This window comes from Pokkaliibacter sp. MBI-7, from assembly GCF_029846635.1.
Lineage (GTDB): Bacteria > Pseudomonadota > Gammaproteobacteria > Pseudomonadales > Balneatricaceae > Pokkaliibacter.
In genome coordinates this window covers 25,451-45,894 of the sequence record NZ_JARVTG010000001.1, presented here as the reverse complement: position 1 = coordinate 45,894, position 20,444 = coordinate 25,451, and the positions used below count along the sequence as shown (strand labels likewise).

The following is a 20,444-nucleotide window of genomic DNA, read 5'->3' as shown; positions in this document are numbered from 1 at the left end:
GCGTGGAAAGTCGTCACGCGGTCGCTTCCTGACCAACCTGTGCATCACTCCCCCTTCGTTTTCGGCGTCTTGCCTTCGGCCTTCTCGGCGGCAACGGCTTTGTCCTGCTGCTGCTGTTGTTGCGCCTCAAGCTGACCGGCCAGTCGGGCGGCTTGCTCGCGAGCATCGGCGGCGGTCTTGCGGGCGTCGTCGCGTTCTGCTTGAGCCTGCCGGGCTTCCTGTGCGGCTGCGGCACGGGCGGTATCGTGGGCCCGCACCGTTTTGGCGGCCTGCTGCTCGACCTGCTCGGTGCGAGCCTCGGCACGGCTGGCCCGGTCGGCGGTGGCTTCCAGCTTGGCGGCTAGCACAGCGGCCTGCTGCTCGGCGGCGGTGCGACCACACTGCGCCTCGGCCAGTGCGATGCGTAGGCGCTCGATCTCTGCGGTCTGCTCGCTCACTCGCTCAGCCTGCGCCTCGATCTTGAGGCGGGCGGTTGCCACCTCCACGCGGGCGACCTCTGCCGCTTGTTGTTCGCGCTCGATGCGCTGCTGCGTGTCGGCAAGATCTGTGGCCTGCTGGGCGGCTTTGCCTGCCAGCGTGTCGCGCTCAGTGGTGAGGACGGCCACCTGCTCGGCCAGCGTGTCGCGTTCGGACTCCAGTGCTTCGCCTGCCACTGCCAGCTCGGCGGCCTCGGCCTGTGCCTGTACCAGACGGCCCTCGATCTCCCCGCGTGCCTGTACGGCGGCCCGCTCGATCTCGGCCGCAATTGCGGCGGTTAGCGCCTGCGGCAGTTCCTGCGCAGCGGCAGCGGCCACCGGGCGGGCCTCGCGCCAAGTCGAAAGATGCTTGTGGATCGTGTTCGGGCTCCCGGTATCTCCCAGCCGCTCACGCACCGCCCGGATAGTCGGCTGCTGCCCCTCGCCTGCCAGCGCATCAGCGACAGCCACGACCTGCTCAAAGGTGATTCCTGCTCGTGCCATGTCGTGCTCCTAGTCATGGTCAATCTGCTGCGAAAACCCGGCCCTCGGCGACTGCCTACCGGGCGACATCGGCGGAGGGGAAGAACTCGCCCGGCACTCCTCAAACGAGCCTCGCTCGCCCTCACACTGACGAACAGCCCCGTAAGCCCCTCGGATCGGGGATAACCACCCATTCGTCACACATGGATCATGTCGCGGAATTTTGTATATCATATCATGTATTTAGCATAATTACAGATATGATACATAATACAAAATATGATAATAAAGCAGCTTTCGTAACGTATCGCTGCGCCGGACGGCGGCACCTTGCGTCCGGTCGGGCGCAGACTACTCGCGTCAAGGGGAGAGCTCACGAAATGGCGGATTGGGACGTTAAGCAGTTGGCATGAGTCGGGAACGCTTGCTATGCCTGGTCATGTCCTTACCGCGTCTGGTTGAGGTGTGCCTCAGCCTGGACGTGCCCACTGATCGACGTGCTACATGGCGGCTGAATGGCCAGATCGTGACGGGTGACAAGACTGCTTTAGTCGTCAGGGCCGTGGCGGAAATGAGCCAAGATCGCAAGCTGATCTGGATTCGACTACTACAAAGGCCCTAACGGTTTGAGGTGGATCCGCGAGGGTGAAACCGTAAGTTTCTGTTCAAATGCCCCCGCTAGTCCATGATGCGGCCTAAATGCAGGTCTATCTTCTCCTGGAGCACTGCAGACCGCCAAAGTGGCTATATTTTATACGTATATATATTAAATATAGGTAGCAGATACTTCTCCTGGCTATTCGGATGTGGCCGGGAAAACCTGACTGGTAGTGGAAGAGTTGGGGCTGGAGACAGCGCCGTCATGCATCAAGCCTGACGGCGAGTCAGAGGGTTGGGGCGGCTTAATGAGACACGATGGTCGGCGGACAGTGCCTGCGCACAGCAGCGCTGGTCAGCTGAGCGATTTCCTGTTTGGAGTACATGCGCACCGGCGCGTATTCGGGGTAGAACTGCATCACTGGGAAGTACCGCTCGTCATCACTGAGTGACGTGGTTTCCTCTCCGACCACCCAGGCGACCAGTCCTGCTCCCATCTCGCTGGCCAGTGCCACCGCGGCGTAGCTATGACGTGCCACATCGTAAAATTCAGCCGGGCTCCGGGCATCGGAGTAATAGAGCATGACCGCATCCTGGTGGCATTTCGCGCACAGCAGGTCTTTGCTCTGCTGCCGGCGATAGTGCAGGGGCCGGACCGTGGTACTGGTGTCGAGGGGGAGGATCGCGGAGACATCCTCAATGGTGTTGAGGGCGGGCAGGGCGTTCAGCACGGCGGTGATCTCATCCGCCACGCTGTCAAAGCAGGCCTTTCGCCTGGCCGTCATGGGATCGTCCGGTTCCCCCAGGGCTTCGACATGAAAAAAGCCGGTAGTGGCCGCCGGATTTTTGACATCCATCCAGATACGGACCAGCAGCATACCCACATCACCGAGCACGGTATCCCGGAACAGATAACCGTGAGACTGTCCCTCACGGTCCAGCTCAGGGTCGGTAGGGCGAACCGACATCCCTGTCGGCAGAACGAGTAAACTCATGAATAACGGTCCTTACTGATGCGTCTGATGCTGTAAAAGTGGCTTAGGGTTGTCGGCGTGCCTGATCCTGCTGGTACAGCAGTTCGGCCTGCTCGTAAAAATCGGGCAGATTCAGCTGCCTGGCCAGGGCAATGATGTCTGCCGGATCCGGCATCTCATCCCCCCAGTTGAGATGGGTATAGAGCGGATGCGCTTCATCAATGCCTGCCAGGTAATCTTCCGCCCAGTCGTCATAGGTGTAAGGCGCATTCACCAGCTGCGCCATCATGGCGGACGAGATCTCGTTTTTGATCTGAGCGTCACGGGCATCGAGTACGGCAATCTCCCGATCAAGGGCGGCAAGACGTTTGTCAAACTGCCTGATGATGCGGCCTTCTTTTGCTTTTTGCTTGGCGCGTTGACGTCGCTTTTCGGGGCTGGCCATCGGTATGTCCTTCTGTGGCGGGGAGTTGCCTCTGATCATAGCCCAGGCTGACGGTGCGAGCCGATACGCAGGTGTAGCCCTCTGCTGCTTAGAGGGCTTTACTGTCCCTGTCTTTGCAGCCAGTTCTCGACAGAGAGGCCCCGGATGCGGCTGAATTCGCGTGTATTGTCGGTCACAAGCGTGAGGCCAAGTGCGTGGGCATGGGCTGCAATCAGCAGATCATTCATGCCGATAGGTTGGCCAGCGGCCTCCAGCTCGGCGCGGATACTCCCATATTTAGCATCCGTCGGAGCATCCAGTGGCAGCACCGGGATGGTAGCAAGGAGGCTATCCACCCTAGCCTGCAGCTGGGCAGACCCTTTCTTTGCACAGCCATAACGTAATTCAGCGGCAACGATGATGCTGGTGAATATCTCTTTCGGTCCGATGTGCTCAATGCGTTGGGCTGCGGAGCCATTCGGATGACGGATCACATCGCTGATGATGTTCGTATCCAGCAGGTAACCGCTCAAAATATCTCCTCCGACGAGGCAGGCATATCTTCAATGTCGGGTAATTGATCTTCCGGCCCCAGGGGGGCTTCTTTTCTCCATTCCGCCAGTAGCTCGATGATGTTCGTTGGTCGTGCCACGGGTTCAATGATGAGCTTGCTGCCTTCACGATGGATCAGTACACGCTCTCCTGGTAATTCAAACTCTGCAGGAATGCGCACCGCCTGGCTACGGTTATTGCGAAACAGCTTGGCTTCCTTGGATCTGGAGGGAGTCGGTAGGGTTGGCATGGTAGGTCGCTCCTGTGTATATGCCAAATTGTATATGCCATTTCTGCCACTCGTCAATTGACCCGCCATCGTACTCCTCCTGGACACCGGGGGGCTGGGGCGTAGCCCCAGAATAGGCGCTACACGGCCTGGCAGAGGGATGCCAGGTCTGGCCGCGCCGGTACCCGCCCATCTGTCCCGTCACCACGGCGGTTTGCCCCTCTGAGTTCCCCGTGGCCATTGTCGCGGGCACGGAACAATAGGCTGATTCTGCGCCCTCCCGCGCCCTGTTTAACCGATGGCGTTGGCATAGTGCGGTGCATTCAGTGGAGCACCGACCCTGCGGGAGATGGGGCGCAGCCCCGTCCGGGTGCGGGCTGGCCCGCGTAAGGCCGCATGCCCGCAGGGCATCGAGAGGCCGCTGCATTTTCAGCAGCGTAGCTGCCAGAAGAACAAGCAGATTTCTTAAGCAGATAAAGAGGCAAAGGACACTTAAAAGGATATTACTGACAGTTAAATCAAAACTACTGACACTTAATTTTTAACTCTCTGGTTAATAACGCCGTGAGCGCGGTCGTTCAGGACGCGCCGGGGCGGTCGACGTGGGTGGGATCGGTGTTTTAGGTTAAATAGTGATCAATCTGGGAGCCGCAAAGGCCAGTGGTGCAATGAGGGGAGAAATTCAGGCAAGGGGAGGCCGCGAGGCGTTCAATGGGCCGCCTCGGGGTGTTCGTGTTGTTCAAGTTGCTGCTCTTTCCAGGTCTCGAACGGTTGCAGCTGCTGCCTGACCCGTTCTCTCACCCAGTAAGGGGGATGGCCGTGCTGCTCCTGCTCTCGGCAGAGACTGGCCATCAGCAGGTGCTGGTAGCCCCGGTAACGCTGCCAGAGGCTGGCAGCCAGCTGTTGCTCCGGTGTTTTTTCAAGCGGGGTATAGCCGGGTCGGCAGCGACCTGCCAGGTTGCTGGGGCGCAGCTGACTGCGGACCGTGGCGCGGGCTTCACGCTCGGCCTGGCGTTTGGCTACAAAGTCAGGGCGCGTGGCGCGCCAGACATTGCGCCGTTTGGCCAGCTCACGGCGGCGGTTGTCACGAAACTCGCGCAGCTGCCGTTCGCTGACAACGCCGAGGGAAATCAAGGACGTAGCGCTGATGGATTTCACTGCCGTGAGGGCGTACTTGTGGCCATCGCGTTCTTCATAACGTTGCACAACCGTCAGGTGGCCTTTGTTCTTCAGGGCTTTGGTGGCGCGGCGATAGCGCTGTGTGGGCCTGAAGGTCCAGAGGTTGGGCGGCAGGTGGGGGTTTTCCGGCTCAACAAGACAGTCACCATCCGGCGTACTGGCTGACAGAGCAATCTCCAGCATTGATCGGTGACTGAAGGATCCATCATCACGCGGGGTGCCAATGTGGATGTCATCGCCGGTACTGGCAAAATTAGCCATCTCTACCATGGCGGCAAGGGTCCGCACCTCAATCAAGCGCAGCTCTGAACGGTCACAGCGGGGTGTTCCGTCCAGGTTGGCCTTGCCGGAATTGGTGAACAGCGGGTAGAGACGCGGGTTATCGTAGACCGGCGACACGGTACCTTTGTACTCGTGGCCATGGGTGCCGCTGTTCAAAAAGACATTTCGGATACGCTGGATGGCCTGGGGCAGATCATCAAAATCCACCAGGGGGTTAGCGATCCGTTCATTGACCGGGCGCTGGGGCCGATGGCCACAGCGGTTGCCTGTACCGATATACAGTCCGGGGTACAGGTAGGGCTGACGGCCATGCAGGACTTTGCCGGGCCGGGTGGTGTTGGCTTTTTTCTGTTCTTGCTTCTGCTCACGCGCATCCAGGGCTGCTTGGATGGCAAGACGCAGGGGGTGACGATAGGGCTCATCCCCCTCGCGTACAAGGAGATCGCCATCGAGCAGGTGCCGTAACACCTGCTCGTCATGGCAGTAGCGCTGCATAAGATACGGCATTAAGCCGGGGTTGATCCTCATGATCATCCCCCAGCTTTTATGCGGGCGCGCTTTGATGACAATCGTCACAGTCACAGGCGGCGCTTAGGCAGGCTTTTTCAGCAGTCTGACGTGCCGGATAAGCCCGTCAGTATTGCTTTGTTCACGCAGATGACGGGCACGGAATGCCTTCACGCCTTTGCCGAACAGACGTTCATCCTCGATCCAGCCACTCACGAGATGCCAGCAGCTGGCCAGTGAGAGCAGCGCCTGATCGGGACCAAAGAGGCCTGCGCGGGCCTCTTCCGTCAGCCGGCACATGGCTTCGAGGAAGGCATCCGTGCTTTCCGCGGCTTCTGGCTGCACGACTTCGTGCCACCGCTCCCACAGGGCTTTTTCCTGCTCCTCTGACGGCATTTGCTGCCGTCCCGAGGAAATCTGGATGCCCTGCAGTCGGCGAACCGACGCCGCCTCGGTGGAGTTCAGCCCAAAGAACTCCTCCAGCAGTGAGTACGAGGCGCCCAGGTTCATGGCTCTCACCATGCGCTCATCGCGGTTGCTGTCATTCAGCAACTGGCGAACCACGTTCCTCAGCACGGCACGATTCACCGACACCTCGGCCATGGGCACGGTGCAGTTGCACAGTCGGGCGAAGGCGGTTGAAGACAACAGCTGCAGCATAGCGGCATCGTCGGCCTCGACACCTAAATCCTGCAGGCGGGCCAGATCTCCCCGCTCAATGGTGCTCATGATCTCGTTGATCAGAGCCTGATTTAGCACGTGAACTAAACGTGGGGACATTTCCTTACATCCTTTATGGTACGGGTTGGGTTAGTTTTGCGTCCGACGGCGGATCTCGCGTCCGAGCCGGATCAAACGGAACAGGCGCAATACATCGGCATCGGGCAGATCGCCCAGCAGCAGTGCATGCGCGGGAAGCTCGAAGTCGACGTGGCCAGCGTCAGTGCGGGTCAGCAGACTCAGCCACTGAGCCAGGTGCCGTGCCGCGGGGGTGGCCAGGTCATCCAGCGCTTCGGGCTGGACGACAAAGCCGAGCAGCGCCTCCCCGTCCATATCTACCAGCTCCGGTGCGCCGGCCATCATGGCCATGACCATCGCAACGTCAGCTGCCTGATACTGCAGCTCAGCGACCGCTGTGTTGGCATCAACGAGCCACAGATCGTCAAAGCCGAGGCCAGGATCAGCCACCGCTGTTCGGGGCAGGACGGCAGGGGGAACTGGCGTGGGGGCAACAACAGGTGCTGCCGCAGGGGCTGGGCTACTGGCCGGGAACACCGAGGCCGGCGTGGGAGTAGGGCCCAATGGGTTAGGGGCAGCAGGAGACACCGGCGCGGTGGCGACGACGGTATTTACTTGCGGGGTGTGACTGGCACCCGGATGGGCTACTGTCTGGACGGAGGGGGACAGGGGCAGTGGGGCCTGATCGTCGATCAGATCCAGCTGCTCCTCCGTGTAGTCGTCATCGAGGCGGTCGTCGTCCGGCACGGTGTGACCCGCCTGAGCCGCAGCGGCTTCTGCTGCTCTGCGCTCGTTGGCCCGTTCCCGGCCTTCCTCCATTTTTAGCCTTCGTTCTTCGCGCTCTGCGTCCCGAATGGCCGCCGCTGCCGACTCGGATGCCAGTTCGGCATCGATCTCCAGCCACTTATCTTTGGTAGTCCGGCCCTGCAGAAACAGGAGCGCGTTGTTGTTGTGTCGCGTCCCGGGTTTCTGCATCTCCGGGTTATCCGGGTTCAGCTCGCGGGTGACCCGCGACAGCCAGCCGGCCAGATCTTCGGTGAAAAACCGAATGATCTCAGGACTGTTGGCTAACGCGATCAGTGCCGCCTCTTCGTCGTTGTCATGACGCTGCAGTGTTTCGTTCCAGCCCAGCTGGAACAGGCCTTCCCGCTCTTCGGGCTGGGGTATAAACGTTCTCCAGTATTCCCAGGCGCCGGAGCGCATTTTCAGCAGCTCTGAAATACGGTGTTTTCCCATGCCCAGGGTTAATAAATTCGGGATACAGGGGTAGAGGTACTGGATTGCCGCTTCCATTTTCGAGATGTGGGACTGGCCGATGGGGAAGCCGTCTTCTTTTAGTCTGTTGGCCAGCTCTCGCTGCGAGATCGCTGTGCCTTCCTGCTGTTCGTACAGGGTTCTGGCCTTGGCAATACCGAGGGCTTTTTCGATAAAGGTCAGGTCCGACCTCATGGAATTTTCTGCCAGGTGGCCGACCAAGGTATCCAGTTCGCCGATTGCTGGGCTTTCGTGACCGTCGGCATCCAGCAGTTTCCAGGGTTTGAACAGGACGGGGATCCTGAAAAATTTCTCGTCCTGGGTCTCTGTCCACAGTTCATTGAGGATGGCGAGGCGCGTATTGCCGCCATTGCGGATGATGTAATAGGTCTCACCCGGTCTGCGGGTCACCGGGGTGGATTATCCAGACCTCGCTTCAGAATCGAGGCCTTGATGTCCTCATACAGCGGGTTTTTCGACAGCCTCGGGTTGTTGTCGAACGGGCGTAACTGATCCAGTGTCAGGATCATGGGCTGATCCGCGATGGGATCAGAAAAGGCGATAGCCCCCGAATGACTGGCACTGGGAACGGGGCGCAGCAGGTTGGCCCGCATGGCCTCGGCGGTGACTTTTTTACTCATAAGCAGGCTCCTGCGCGGTTCGATGGGCCAGGTAATGGGTCTGGTAGTGCGATTGATAACGGACTGGTGACCAGGAGGGCTTCGGCATGACTCCGCACTTCCGAATGCAGCCTGACGGCTTCGGACTCTGTGTCCTGACAGCCTTGGGTATCTGCTGGAAAAGGGCGCGCGGCACGTCAACGTCGGTGGTGTTGAGCTCATCAAGGGTGAAATCAGGGTCGTGGTGAGTCATGCCAAAAGCCTTCTAGTGCGAGTGAAACGGAGCTACGGCGTGATGCTGGCGTGCACGGAAGGCCAGCATCACGTCGTGAGACAGTGGGGTGTCAGGGTGCCCGTCACAGACGGTGTGGGGCAGGGCATCGATGTTGGAGCATGCGGTGGATCGGGGCGTCTGGACGTGACGTGCCCACAACGCCTGAAAGCGGTCATCCCCGGTGGGGATGACCTGATGAGGCATACGGCCTGTGGCCGCGTAGCCATAGAGCACGTTAAAGAACGCGGACTGGTCGTGAGCGCTCAGTTGCCTCAGGCAGGGCAGATCACCCATGTAGAACGCCAGCAGGCAGCGTGTGGTGGCCTCGCCGTGTTGCCCCTCTGTGCTGGCCAGCAACTGCTCCACCGCGGCGGGGTAGTCCTGATCTAGTACCTCTTCATGCTCCAAAGACAGCGGGAAGTGGAAAAAGTGTGAAGAGAACGGCCTAGTCATGGCACACCTCCTGACCATGGACATAGCCGAGGCGTTCAATGAGCGCTGAGAGCGACAGCTGAGACCAGCGTGTGACCAAGGCTGCAAAACGGGCATCGCCGTTGTCGATCAGCTCCTGTGGCCCTTTTCCCGTGTACGCCCGTGCGTAAACCACCATCAGGATGGCGCTCAGCAGATCCTCTTTCGCGTCAAGAATGAGTGACAGGCGGGCCATATCCCACGGGTAACACGTGCCGTCATAAGCCGAGAGCAGCACCTGGGCGGCAATATGTCCCGAGCTGGTCTCCTGCTGGGCCGTGGTCAGCAGGCGCTCTACTGCCTGCTGGTAATGGTGATTGAGCGCCTCGGGACCCATGGACTGCATCGGAACCTGCCAGCCATACGTGTTGTACTGGTGCTGAATGCGAACGATGGCATGCAGCCCATGCCAGTGCTGGCCCAACGCATAAAAACGGGCATCACCCTTATCGATCAGCCCCTGAGGCGCTATTCCAGTGCGTGCTCGGGCGTAAACCACGGTCAGGATGGCGTTCATGATCACTTCCTCATTGACGCCAAACCGCCCGAGATCCGTGATATTCAGCTGATAGTCATCGCCGTTATAGGCGGACAGCAGCACCTGAGCGGCGACACGAGCGCCCTCCGTGTCCTGGAGGGCAACAGGCAGCAGGTACTCGATGGCCTGCTGGTAATGGCGTACCAGATCCCGGCTGCTCAGGGTGAGCAACGGACTAAACAGGGAGGCATTAGTCATGATGTGGCTCCTGGTGAGGGGCGAGGTGACTGTGCGACTCGCACAGGGATTGCAGGCTGGGGGGCAGGTCCGCCAGATCGGCAAACCCGTGAAGCAGGGAATAGGTGTTGATGATGCGGGTATCGACAGAGCGGCTGGCCCGCTGCAAGGACGGGCTGTCGCCGTAGCAGGTCACATCGATATTGCATAATCCTGCAGAGATAACCTCGCTGTTGGCCAGCCCTGGCAATAATTGGGCAGCTTCAGCCATTTGGTCATGGCTGAACACATCCGGGAAAATGATGGGAAAATGGCGTAGCCCCTGTCCCATCGGGACGCCTAACATGATGTATTTCATGGTGGCGTCCTTACTTCAGGGTCTTGCAGTAGGCGGTGATGGCCGCCTCTTGCTCTGGCAGCAGTTCCAGAGCAAGATCAACCATCGTCTCCATACATGATGCTGCCTGGCGCCCCGCAGGGCGTTTGGGCTCATAGCGGTGAGCTGCCACGCCTAGCGCACTCGCGTTTTTGTAGGCCACAAGATCGGGGACTTCTGTCTGTAGTACCGTGAACCAGTCTTCTTCTGCCGCCATATCCTTTACGAGTTCAATAACCATTGAACTGTTATTCGTGTTGTCTATCTGGTTCAGAAGAATCTGCATTGTTGGAATGGTGATCCCCATAGCTTCGGCCATGGGAGACAGGTCGTTATAGAGCGTGCCCATGCCCCGGATAAATTCCCGGGCGCTGAGCGTTGCTGGGGTAACGGGAGATACCACCATGTCTGCAAGCCAACAGTGCCATGTCGAGCACGACTGAACGGGCCACCTTGGGTATCCAATAGAATGATGTCGTAGTCGCTGAATCGGGCCAGCAGACGTCTCAGACGAATACGCCCGTCGGGGGCATGTAAAAGTGACGTACTGAGCGAGCCTGATGGATCGTTGGACTTTACGAGGTCCAGTCCGTCGATACTGGTCCTGGAAATTATCTGATCGGACGGAGGCAGGTTTTGGCTCAGCAGTTCGCTGATGCCAAAAGGAGCTTCATACGACAGATGGAAATAACTGCTCGCTGTGGGCTGAATGTCCAGGTCAACGATCAGTGTCCTTAAGCCTACATCGGCGAGGAACGCCGACAAATTGACCACTGTTGTGCTCTTTCCAACTCCGCCTTTGGAGTTGGTTACTGCGATAATCTTCTTCATAGAGCCTCCGGAAAATGCCTTGTATTCGTATGATTTCGGAGGTATGAGGGAGAGATTCTGGCGGCTCAGAAACTTGACATTATGAGTGTCGAGCAACAAAATATTTTATGTTTTGCCAAGAATCGTTGAGCTAAACCCTCAGACCGATTCACCCAGAATCCCTGAGTTAACCCTCAGACCGATTCGCCCAGAATCGTTGAGCTAACCCTCACGATTCACCCGAATCCCTGAGTTACCCCTCAGGCCGATTCACTAAAAGTTGTTGAATCTATCCTCAGACTGAAACTTCTGAGGCACCCCTTAAACTGATTTGCTATCCGTTTATATCCTTACCGCTTTAACCATGCTGACTGCGTTTGCCGCGTCAGTCAGCAACTCTCTCCCCTACCACACACCACACAATACACTTATTTGTTTCTTTATCAATACCTGATTATCGATTATTTAACGCTTCTCTGATCTGATCCATGTCTACCGTGACATAACGCAGTGTTGAACGCAGGCTTCTGTGCCCCAACAAAGCCTGAGCAATCATCAAATTACGATCAGGATGCCGCATCAACGTGGTTGCAATCGTATGTCTGAAGGCATGAGACGTCACCTTACAATTCACCTGCCTTGATAGCTGGCCAAAGAAGTAGTGCACCTGACTCTTCTTCATTGGCGTATCTTCCTGCTGATACCGTTTCCTAAAACGATTCAGATTGAAAAGCTGCTCATTCCCGCGAATGCCTTCGCGTTTGGCATTTTCTAGCAATTGCTCAAGGTAGGGGCGAAGTGGCTCTGCAATCGGTATTGAATACGACTTTCCGTTCTTACTGATGGCTGCCCGAAGGTGAATCGTATTCTTCTGCAGGTTGATGTCTGTCTGGTGCAGATGTAGCAGCTGATGTAACCGCATGCCCGTATTGTAAAGCGTTTCAAGCAAGCAACGATGAAACCACACGGGTCGAAAGGAGACCTGCTTAGCCACCTTCTCTTTCTCTGCTAAACGGTCAAGGTGTTGCCGATAGGCATCCATATCCTCTGTACCCAATACGATAAACTCAACATCAGTCTCGCGTACTTTGAGTTTGTAGAAGGGATTCTGATCACACTGCAGAAGCGCTGACTCCAAACCAAAACGGAATAGATGGCGCAGCGTGTCGATATAGGTGTTCCAGCTTATAGGCTTCAGGCCAGGCTCACTGTCTAATGCGGCCTCACGCCAATACAGCAACTGTTTATGTGTGACTTGTTCTGGCAGAACATCTGGCTGGAACTTCTGAAAACATCGGATGGCAATACCGTAGTTTCTGAGTGTGACCGGCTTGACCCGTTTTTGAAGTCGATATTCCTCCAACAACTCTTCCCAGGTAATGGGCTTGGTTGATCCCTGTGCTTGCTGTTCCATGCTTGACTACTTCCCTCTGTACAACGTCTTTCACTTTCTTCATCCAGGTGTCTACCTGGTACTACTCAGACCTCTCCCTCAGCCACCCGCTCAGGGGCAAGTGTGAGAAACGGGTTGTTTCTGATGTTTGGCGCCACGTCTGTCGGATTGAGTAATAGGTAGCCCTTCAGTGACTTCCCTGTCTTTCTCGGCCCGTTGACGTAGCAAGTCCAGATATTTTCTCCATTGCCGGCGGCTTTGCGGTGGATACCCAGTTGCTGAAAGCTCACTTGCAACTCTCTCCACTCCATGTCTACGTTCGGGTGCTCTGCCAGGTATTTGGTAAAGATGGTCGGGGTTACCAGTAGCACCGTGTTATCGACTCCATGGACCAGTGCACGCGAGTCATTGGTAATCATGGAGCGATCCGCGACTCCTTGTTTAATCCATGTAACGAAATGTGTAGGTATTGTATCTTTAATTTTCTCTGGCGCGTTAGTGTTTGTTTCTGACGCCAAGTTCCTGCCGCCTGTAAAAGTTTTTGGATTGCCTGCCCGTTGTACCTCGGGCGTGGCTACAACAGGTTCCAGTGGGGCTACGGGAGCCTCTGGCGTTCGTGGGACCAAGGGGGCTGGAGCCGGTGTTGTCACCTGGGCCGCTGCCGGCATGAGTTGATCGAACAAGGACAACATGACGTCGGTGGCATCGGCAGAATGGGTTTGGGATGCTGAGGGTACTGCCCCAGTCATTTCCTGTTGCGTTGTCGCTGCCGCAGTTTCTATCTGCTGGGTCGTTGTCGCAGTCTTCTGTGTCGTCGAATCGGGCAGTGCTGATGATGTAGTGGACTGGAGCAGGTCATCGAGTGTGAAGGCTGTCGCAGCAGGCTGTGCTGTAGTGGCATCTGGCGCAGTGATCTTATCTGGAGCGCCTGTGCCAGCGTCTGTATGTTCAGGTACGACAGTGCCTTTGAGTACCGCTGGGCGATCACTGTTGTTCTCCCAGATCAGTGAAGGGGCGACTTTGAGCAGCGTCAGGCTTTGAGTCCAGGGGTCTTTGCCTTCAACAGTGATCTGGCATTTCCAGATGCTGCGTCCATCGGACGTAGGCTGGACCAGTCCATGGGCCTGCATTTCATCGAACAGGCGACTGTTGGACGAGGGTATGCCTTCAATGCCCTGCTGGAGCAGATGGGCCTTCAATTGATCAACGACGGCTTTGCTGACCAGCCAGAGTGCGTCGTCGGTCAGATAGGCAGCGGCGCCAGGCTGATTGAAGCGGATACCGCCTTGCTGCAGCAGGAAGCGTAGACCGCCAAGCAATTTGGACTGCAGGGAGCTCTTGGGAGCAGTGATCGCTTTACCAGGATTGCCGCCCAGGTTCGCGGCAACGCTGGCCTGATCCGCTTTGATAACGATCTCGCCCAGAATGCCGGCACGATCATTGTGGCCAGCAAGGACCGACAGCAGGGCACCGAATAAAGCCGGGAAATGACTGAGCCAGTCCAACACGTAAGGCGTCAGGATCTGGGAAACGAGCAGGGCGCCCGCAGGCGCATGCAAGTGGTAGTCACGTCCCTTGATATAGCGCACGCGGTACGGTTCCCGGATTGATCCATGCCAGGGATGCCAGGGCTTGCCAGAGGCTAGAGTGACCTCAATATCGACGGCGATCTTGCCGATGTCGTGACAAAGCGCACCGTAGGCTGCACCCGCTGTCCAGGCCTCGGCTTGCGCACTTTGTTCCTCGGGAGGCGCCCCTTGGGGCAATAGGTAGGATCGACGTAGCTTGAGAGCGTAGGCAATGATCTCAAGGCCGTGATCAAGCATACCGCCGAGGTGAGCGTGGTGATGACTTTCCGACGCAGGAAGTAGCTGGACCAGCTCTGCGTAGCGCTCGATAGGTTCCATGTAGAGCGATTTGAAATGGGCTTCGGGCAGACTGGTCATTTGCCAGATCAGCTGCAGCAGTTGTTGTCTGGCAGGGGGAGCCAGGAGCTGCTTTGCCGACAGGGGACGTATCAGGCCGCTGTCCGTCAGGTAGTCGCTGGGATCGAGCTCAGTAGGTGCTGTGGATGCGGGACCGGAGGGGGTCTTTGAAATGACTGGGGCAGTGGTCCCTTTTGAGCTTAGGCCAATCAGAGATCCTGAGCGTTTCAACAAACCGCGTAACATCAGACGTGCACCTCTTGCGCCTTTTGGCCGTTTGGCCGTTTGGCCTTTTCCATCCAGTTGAAAAGGGCCTTTTCCGGGTAAGCCCGTTACCTTTGACCCCCTTCCCTTGATGCCATTCCCTTCCGGCCATTCCCGTCAATCCATTCCCTTGTTTTCCCTTCCAGTCCTTTTTCGCCATTTTTCCGTTTGGGAACAAGAGTTAAACCTCAGAGGTGGCCAGAGTGATGAAGCTGGCTGATATAGCGCAGTGAATGTCTGGGATGGCATTGCTATCTTATGACGTTATTCGTAAAGCAGGTTGCTGGATCTGCGCCCACTTACTCATAGGACGTGATGATGTCTAATGCAAAAGAGGCCTTTCGGTATTCGATACGCGACGCTGAGGAGTTGTTGGAACATTTTGATGCGTTGAATAGCAACCCGCCCCCGGCCAATGCCGAAGTGCTAAAACGGGCAGGGTTGGTGATGGCGTTGACGGCGTGGGAAACCTATGTCGAGGACCGCATTGGTGAGGCGATCAATTCTCAGCTACGGCTGATTGCTGGTAGCCATTGTGGCGAGTTTATTCGGAAGAGGCTTGAGGGAGAGCTGAAACGTTTTCACAACCCGGATGCAAGCAAGACGAGGCAACTGTTTGTGGACTATCTGGGGGTTGATGTCACCGACAGTTGGGTTGGTCTGAATGCCGATGCGGCTACCAACAGAAAAGCATTGGACAACTGGATCAATAAACGAGGGCAAGCTGTACATCGTTCCAAAGTAAATGTTCCAGGGGCAACAGCTGCCCACCTGGTACGACGTGAGGATCTGGAGAGGGCTATTCGGTTTGTGAAAATGCTGGTTGAAACGACTGACTCCTGTCTGGAACAAGTGCTCATGGGAAGGAATGGGGTACTTTGAACATGTTGCAAGGTATCAGCGGCCAAGTCACACTCCAATACAGAGCTTTTGTGCTGAAGATTGGGGCATACCTAATGCGGCCTTTCTCGTGAATATTAGTCGCATAGCGCAGATTAATAATAGGATGCGAAACCGGCGCTATTAGAGTAGGTCAGGAGGAGATCGCTGTAGCGCTATAGGTTTGACTTTTCGAGTTAAAAGTTGTGACGCTTCATACCTTTAACGGCAAACATGCCCAATTGTAGAGCTGCATTTTCTAGGAAAGCTGACCTAAGCACAGAATGGGCTCTTCTTGCCCTTCCGCCACGCAGTGAGCCCTAGATAGGCTACTTATCCTGGTAGACTTGCAGAGCAACTGATAACATTGACAGAGCAGTTTAGGTTGAGGTAGGGAAGGTTAGATGTTGTCGGTAGATGAGAAGATTATAAAAAAGATTCACTCTCTATATGATGTAGACAAAGAGTATTGGTCATTCTCTGGTAGGTCAAAGAGGACCCATTGCCATGGTTTCATAAAGTATCCAGCAATGATGGTTCCTGAAATGCAAGGGGAGCTAATTGATTTGTTTCTGAGCGTTCGAGAGGGTATTAACTCTGTATTTGATCCATTCGTAGGCTCTGGGACTACAATGGGAGAGTCAATTATTAGAGGTCTTGATTTTCAGGGTGTGGATATTAATCCTTTGGCAATATTAGCCTGCGAAACTAAGTCAGACTCCTTCTATCTATCTTCACTTGAGGAAAAAATAAATTTATTAAACCGCCGGTTGATTTTAGATAAGTCAGAGGCTGTTGAGGTTGATTTTCCGAAAATTGATAAATGGTTTACCCCTAGAGTAAAAATTGAGTTAAGCAAGATCAGAAGAGCAATAACTGCTGAGCCTAGTAAGTGGGCTAGGAGGTTCTTTTGGGTAGCTTTCAGTGACACGGTCAGAGATAGTTGTAATTCAAGAACCTCAACTTATAAGCTTCATATAAAACCACCTGGTTATTTAAATGATACAAGTTGTTGTCGTGATTTGTTTGTAAGAAAGATTGAATCAAATTTTAATTTGAAAAAAGAACAAAGAGAGTTATTGAAAGAAAGAGGTCTTCTTCCTCGTTCCCGCATAACTAGCACAGTAGATTTGCAAATATCTGATATTCGTAAGAAGCCTAATAAGCACGACTATGAAAGACATGACCTGCTAATAACATCTCCTCCATATGGCGATAACCAGACTACAGTTCCATACGGGCAGTTTTCATATCTTCCATTAATGTGGATTGATACAAAGGACTTGCGAAATAGTGTGCCAGATAACCTCCTTCTAAATTCATCATCAATAGATGCGGCTAGTCTTGGAGGCTCAAAGAGAGGTGCACTGTTAAATATTGATCGGCTTCGAGGATTATCAAAGAACTTTTCATCCAGCATGGATATTCTACTGAAGAGTAATAGTAGCGGCGTTGGACGTTTATCATCATTCATTAGAGATTTAGATGATTCCCTAGATAACATTCTTTTAAGAATGAAGTCAGGAGGATTCCTTGTCTGGACCTTAGGTAATCGACATATATCTGGTAATAAAATACCGCTAAATGAAATTTTGAGAGAGTTGCTGGAAAATAGGCGGTGCAGTTTTATAACGGAAATTGATAGAACTATTCCCTTTAAACGGATGGCAAGTAGAAATAGTAGCTCTCAGACTATGAATGAGGAAAAGGTCTTGATAATGACAAAAAGATAGTCCTTGTACACTCTCAATGTTTTTTAAATCTATATTTTGATTTTTTATATAAAAGGGATGGGGTATGTCAGAGGTATATTTAAAATTTGGGGGGAAAATTATCGAGGAACTCTCACAGAAAATTCCTTCCACGCTGTTTGCACTTAATGAACTAATTAAAAATGCTTATGACTCTTTCTCTCCGGATGTCACAATAAAAATTGATCCATTAAGGCAGACTGTAATTGTTTCTGATCATGGAAATGGGATGGGGGAGGATGATATTGCAAAATTATTTCATATATCTAGAAGTTCGAAGATTTATGGTTCTTTGATTAGCCAAGATGGGATAGAAAGAGTTACCCAAGGGTCTAAAGGTCTGGGATTTTTAGCGGCATTTAAATTTGGAGATAGAGTTGAATGGGTTACCTGTAAAAATAATATTCGTAGTAGGTTCTCATTAAAAAAGTCTACCTTAGTAGATAAAGAGGACTTAAGCGATACAAAAATTAATGTGATAACTGACTCTTGTGAGAGAAAAGGAACAGAAATAATAATTCACTCGAGTGATAGGATAATTGAAGAGTTATTAGAGGATTTAAAAGATGATAGGATGATCGAAAAACTGGTTGCTACTATCCAGGATGAATCGTTTGAAATTAAAGTTGATATTGAAAATCAAAAAAATAAATATTCAACTGGAAGGCTGGTGTGGCTTTGTTGCATAAATAGGCTTCAGCATACAAAGCCCCTTTCCCCAGACGAATTTATGCCATACGTACCGTCACCGGTGTTCCAAGCGACGTGAAGCGGTTCAGAATGGCGGCTCGCACCTGTAGTTCGGCCACCTGACGGTCGAAATCCTTCGCCATGATCCGCTCACCCAGTCGCTTGAAACACCGCATCTTGGTTTCTACCAGACTACGCCGATGGTAACCGCTCCACCTTTTCCAGAGCCCTTGCCCCAGATAACGCGTCACCCGCAAAATCGCGTTACGGGCCTTCGCTCCCGCTCGGCTCTCCTTCCACGGCCTCCCATTCCTGCGCGTGGGAATCACCGCTTCCGCCTCTCGCTGAGCGATCGCCTCATGACAGTCTCGGGTGTCGTAGGCACCATCACCGCTGACGGAGGCGATCTTTTCCTCCGCCGGAATCTGACTCAGTAACTTTGGCAGCATCGGGGCGTCACCCACGGTGTTGTCGGTGACCTCAATGGCCCGAATTTCCAGCGTCTGCGCATCAATACCTATATGCACTTTACGCCACTGGCGGCGGTAGTCTGCACCGTGTTTTTTCGTTTTCCACTCGCCTTCACCCAGCATTTTGATCCCTGTGCTATCAATCAGGAGATGCAGCCCCGACGTACTGGGGCGGTAAGGAATCACCACCTGTAGCGACTTCTGACGTCGGCATACCGTGCTGTAGTCCGGCGCAGGCCAGTTCAGTCCCGCCAGGCGGAGTAGACTTTGCACCATGCCCACCGCCTGACGCAGGGCCAGGCCGAACAGGTTTTTGATCGTCAGGCAGAACTGAATGGCCGCCTCGCTGAAGCGCTGCGTACGCCCTCGCTGGCCGCGCGGTGTTCCGTGCCAGGTCATGTTTCTGTCCAGCCAGATCATCAATGCCCCACGCGCTTTGAGCGCGGCGTTGTAGGACTTCCAGTTCGTTGTTTTGTACTTCGGGGAGGTAGGCTTGTTCATGCCTTCATTCTACAACACGGGAGCCTGTTCCGATTTGTGCAACAAAGCCGCTGGTGTCATATTTAAAAGAGAGTGAGGAAGATCAACTGTTTTATGTTAAGTACGACTCTGAAGAAAATGAAATACTATTCTATCACAACAAGGAATTGTTGAGATCTTATCCAGGACTTCTAGAGTCTGAAATTAGAACCGATTATGCGATAAATATAGAGCTGGTTATTTTTCATTTTGAAAGTGGAAGGAACTCAAAACAAGTATCACCATTGAATAGAAGAATTCATGATAGTGCACTCTATCCATTGGTTTATATAAATAGAAACTTATTCAATAACAACATTATCTTTGACCCAGAACTTCTTAGAAAGTCCAAGTCTACATTGGCCTTGCCCCAGATGATTGGCAGGATTAATCTGACAAGTCAGAGTAATGAGCTGGAGTTTAATTCGGACAGGACTAATTTTGTTGAAAATACACTGACGAAAAAAATAGTTAAGGATTTAAGAACACTGAATGAAGAAATCCAGACTAAAGGCTCTGAGTTAAAAAGAGAACTTAAAAGTAAACATGGAGGCCAGCTCCCAACTGGTAAAGCAATCGAAGTTCCAGAAGCTGAAGAGAATAAAATAAAGGTCGCAGCTATACTCATTAATCGGCAGTTGCCTTCATCTTATTTCATTCCTTCTGAACAAATTGATTTGGAGGATTATATTTATCAAGTAAGAAATAGTCGTGGAGAGGAGGTTGGTAAAAACAATGTGGAAATTGCTGTAGATAGCACCTTAGTGAATAATAGAATTTTGCCATCTATTGAGGACGTATGTGAAAAAGTAGTCTCTTTCAGATATAGAGATGAGCATACAGACCTGGTGTTGTCTGAAGTTGTTTTGAGGTTTGAAAGAAAAAATTCAAATGTTGCAGGTGAACCAAAAAATAAGTCTATATTTACAATAGAATCTAATTCCGAGTATAAGATTAAGGAAGGTGTTGTCTCTAATTTAATTTATGCGATTGATAAAGCCTATTTGACAAGGAGTCGAGGTGATTATTTACCACTGGTTGCGTGTTCTATTAGGACTATTTTTGAGTGCTCTGCTAATAAGTTATTAAAATCAAAAAAGCAATGGTTCGCTAAGATTGCTTTTGGCTCCTCAGATAAAGAGGCTAAAAAGGAGTTTGGTAATAGTTCGTTGTTGATGGATGTTTTCCATGTTCTGATTTTACTTAAGAAAAATCAGCCCCTTGTGAAAACAATTGCTGATGCTACAGGTATTAGCTTCAGTACCATGAATAATCTTTTGATTCTAGCAGATTTCAAGAATGCTGTAAGACTTTCAAATGTGGGGGCACACTCCTCATCTAGTTATCTAACGAAGTCTAAAATTGAGGAGTGTGCAGACAAGTGTGGTCTATTCGCGGTAATTTGTGATGTGTTGATAAATCTTGACAGTAGCGTTGCTAGTAGTTTTAGCGTTGTCAAAGTAGATGTTGATGATTTTAGACAAGTCCTAGGGGCATAAGTTTAGATCAATGTACATCACATCATCTTTTATACTGCCTTACGATGAAATGTATGCGGTAGTGGTGTTAGCCAAAAAGAGCAAGGCCCCTCTGGAGCCTTGCTGACTGGAATG

The 20,444-nt window shown here is 53.3% G+C and carries 19 protein-coding genes and 1 pseudogene; 5 read left to right on the top strand and 15 right to left on the bottom strand.

Translation table 11 applies throughout. The features are described from left to right. Positions 1–44: 44 nt before the first annotated feature. A complete protein-coding gene (locus QCD60_RS00285) occupies positions 45–959 on the bottom strand; it encodes a DNA-binding protein (protein ID WP_279781244.1) in 915 nt (304 codons plus the stop codon). A 388-nt stretch (positions 960–1,347) separates the two neighbouring features. On the opposite strand from QCD60_RS00285, the gene QCD60_RS00280 reads away from it, so the two are divergent. Next, on the top strand, positions 1,348–1,560 hold the full coding sequence (locus QCD60_RS00280) for a hypothetical protein (protein WP_279781242.1): 213 nt from the start codon (positions 1,348–1,350) through the stop codon (positions 1,558–1,560). Between the two features lie 280 nt (positions 1,561–1,840). Here the strand turns inward: QCD60_RS00280 and QCD60_RS00275 are convergent, their stop codons facing one another. The 13 genes and pseudogenes from QCD60_RS00275 to mobH form a co-directional block, all read right to left on the bottom strand. Further along, on the bottom strand, positions 1,841–2,530 hold the full coding sequence (locus QCD60_RS00275) for a hypothetical protein (RefSeq protein ID WP_279781240.1): 690 nt from the start codon (positions 2,528–2,530) through the stop codon (positions 1,841–1,843). 43 nt (positions 2,531–2,573) lie between these two features. After that, the gene (locus tag QCD60_RS00270) at positions 2,574–2,954 is read right to left on the bottom strand and encodes a hypothetical protein (protein ID WP_279781238.1); all 381 of its coding nucleotides are present in this window, start codon (positions 2,952–2,954) and stop codon (positions 2,574–2,576) included. A gap of 98 nt (positions 2,955–3,052) precedes the next feature. Further along, positions 3,053–3,466, bottom strand: coding sequence for a type II toxin-antitoxin system VapC family toxin (locus QCD60_RS00265; protein ID WP_279781236.1), 414 nt, complete (start codon positions 3,464–3,466; stop codon positions 3,053–3,055). Continuing rightward, the gene (locus QCD60_RS00260) at positions 3,463–3,735 is read right to left on the bottom strand and encodes an antitoxin (protein WP_279781234.1); all 273 of its coding nucleotides are present in this window, start codon (positions 3,733–3,735) and stop codon (positions 3,463–3,465) included. The genes QCD60_RS00265 and QCD60_RS00260 overlap by 4 nt, the downstream gene beginning before the upstream one ends. 687 nt (positions 3,736–4,422) lie before the next feature. Then, a complete protein-coding gene (locus QCD60_RS00255; RefSeq protein ID WP_279781232.1) occupies positions 4,423–5,682 on the bottom strand; it encodes a hypothetical protein in 1,260 nt (419 codons plus the stop codon). 84 nt (positions 5,683–5,766) lie between these two features. Further along, positions 5,767–6,462: an STY4526/YPO1902 family pathogenicity island replication protein gene (locus QCD60_RS00250; RefSeq protein WP_279781230.1), complete on the bottom strand. Its 696-nt coding sequence runs from the start codon at positions 6,460–6,462 to the stop codon at positions 5,767–5,769. Between the two features lie 30 nt (positions 6,463–6,492). Next, positions 6,493–8,234: pseudogene (locus QCD60_RS00245) on the bottom strand (ParB family protein); the annotation flags it as partial. Between the two features lie 325 nt (positions 8,235–8,559). Continuing rightward, on the bottom strand, positions 8,560–9,021 hold the full coding sequence (locus QCD60_RS00240) for a hypothetical protein (RefSeq protein WP_279781228.1): 462 nt from the start codon (positions 9,019–9,021) through the stop codon (positions 8,560–8,562). Then, a complete protein-coding gene (locus tag QCD60_RS00235) occupies positions 9,014–9,775 on the bottom strand; it encodes a hypothetical protein (RefSeq protein ID WP_279781227.1) in 762 nt (253 codons plus the stop codon). The genes QCD60_RS00240 and QCD60_RS00235 overlap by 8 nt, the downstream gene beginning before the upstream one ends. Beyond that, positions 9,768–10,112, bottom strand: a complete 345-nt coding sequence (locus tag QCD60_RS00230) for a hypothetical protein (protein WP_279781225.1) — start codon at positions 10,110–10,112, stop codon at positions 9,768–9,770. Before QCD60_RS00230 ends, QCD60_RS00235 begins: the two co-directional genes overlap by 8 nt. A gap of 10 nt (positions 10,113–10,122) precedes the next feature. Further along, positions 10,123–10,536 (bottom strand): hypothetical protein, encoded by a 414-nt coding sequence (locus QCD60_RS00225; RefSeq protein WP_279781222.1) that lies wholly within the window; start codon positions 10,534–10,536, stop codon positions 10,123–10,125. A gap of 858 nt (positions 10,537–11,394) precedes the next feature. Next, positions 11,395–12,354 carry a site-specific integrase gene (locus QCD60_RS00220; RefSeq protein ID WP_279781220.1) on the bottom strand — a complete coding sequence of 320 codons (960 nt, stop codon included), beginning with the start codon at positions 12,352–12,354 and terminating at the stop codon, positions 11,395–11,397. 65 nt (positions 12,355–12,419) lie between these two features. After that, the gene (mobH, locus tag QCD60_RS00215) at positions 12,420–14,432 is read right to left on the bottom strand and encodes a MobH family relaxase (RefSeq protein ID WP_279787857.1); all 2,013 of its coding nucleotides are present in this window, start codon (positions 14,430–14,432) and stop codon (positions 12,420–12,422) included. 405 nt (positions 14,433–14,837) lie between these two features. Between mobH and QCD60_RS00210 the strand changes: the two genes are divergently transcribed. The 3 genes from QCD60_RS00210 (at position 14,838) to QCD60_RS00200 (ending at position 17,921) form a co-directional block, all read left to right on the top strand. Beyond that, positions 14,838–15,404 carry a HEPN domain-containing protein gene (locus QCD60_RS00210; RefSeq protein WP_279781218.1) on the top strand — a complete coding sequence of 189 codons (567 nt, stop codon included), beginning with the start codon at positions 14,838–14,840 and terminating at the stop codon, positions 15,402–15,404. Between the two features lie 401 nt (positions 15,405–15,805). Then, a complete protein-coding gene (locus tag QCD60_RS00205) occupies positions 15,806–17,134 on the top strand; it encodes a hypothetical protein (RefSeq protein ID WP_279781216.1) in 1,329 nt (442 codons plus the stop codon). Positions 17,135–17,198: 64 nt separating this feature from the next. After that, positions 17,199–17,921, top strand: a complete 723-nt coding sequence (locus QCD60_RS00200; RefSeq protein WP_279781214.1) for an ATP-binding protein — start codon at positions 17,199–17,201, stop codon at positions 17,919–17,921. Here QCD60_RS00200 and QCD60_RS00195 read toward each other — a convergent pair. Further along, positions 17,881–18,813, bottom strand: a complete 933-nt coding sequence (locus QCD60_RS00195; RefSeq protein ID WP_279781211.1) for an IS5 family transposase — start codon at positions 18,811–18,813, stop codon at positions 17,881–17,883. The genes QCD60_RS00200 and QCD60_RS00195 overlap by 41 nt on opposite strands. A 53-nt stretch (positions 18,814–18,866) precedes the next feature. Here QCD60_RS00195 and QCD60_RS00190 point away from each other — a divergent pair, with 53 nt between their 5' ends. Then, the gene (locus QCD60_RS00190; protein ID WP_279781209.1) at positions 18,867–20,330 is read left to right on the top strand and encodes a hypothetical protein; all 1,464 of its coding nucleotides are present in this window, start codon (positions 18,867–18,869) and stop codon (positions 20,328–20,330) included. Positions 20,331–20,444: the final 114 nt, after the last annotated feature.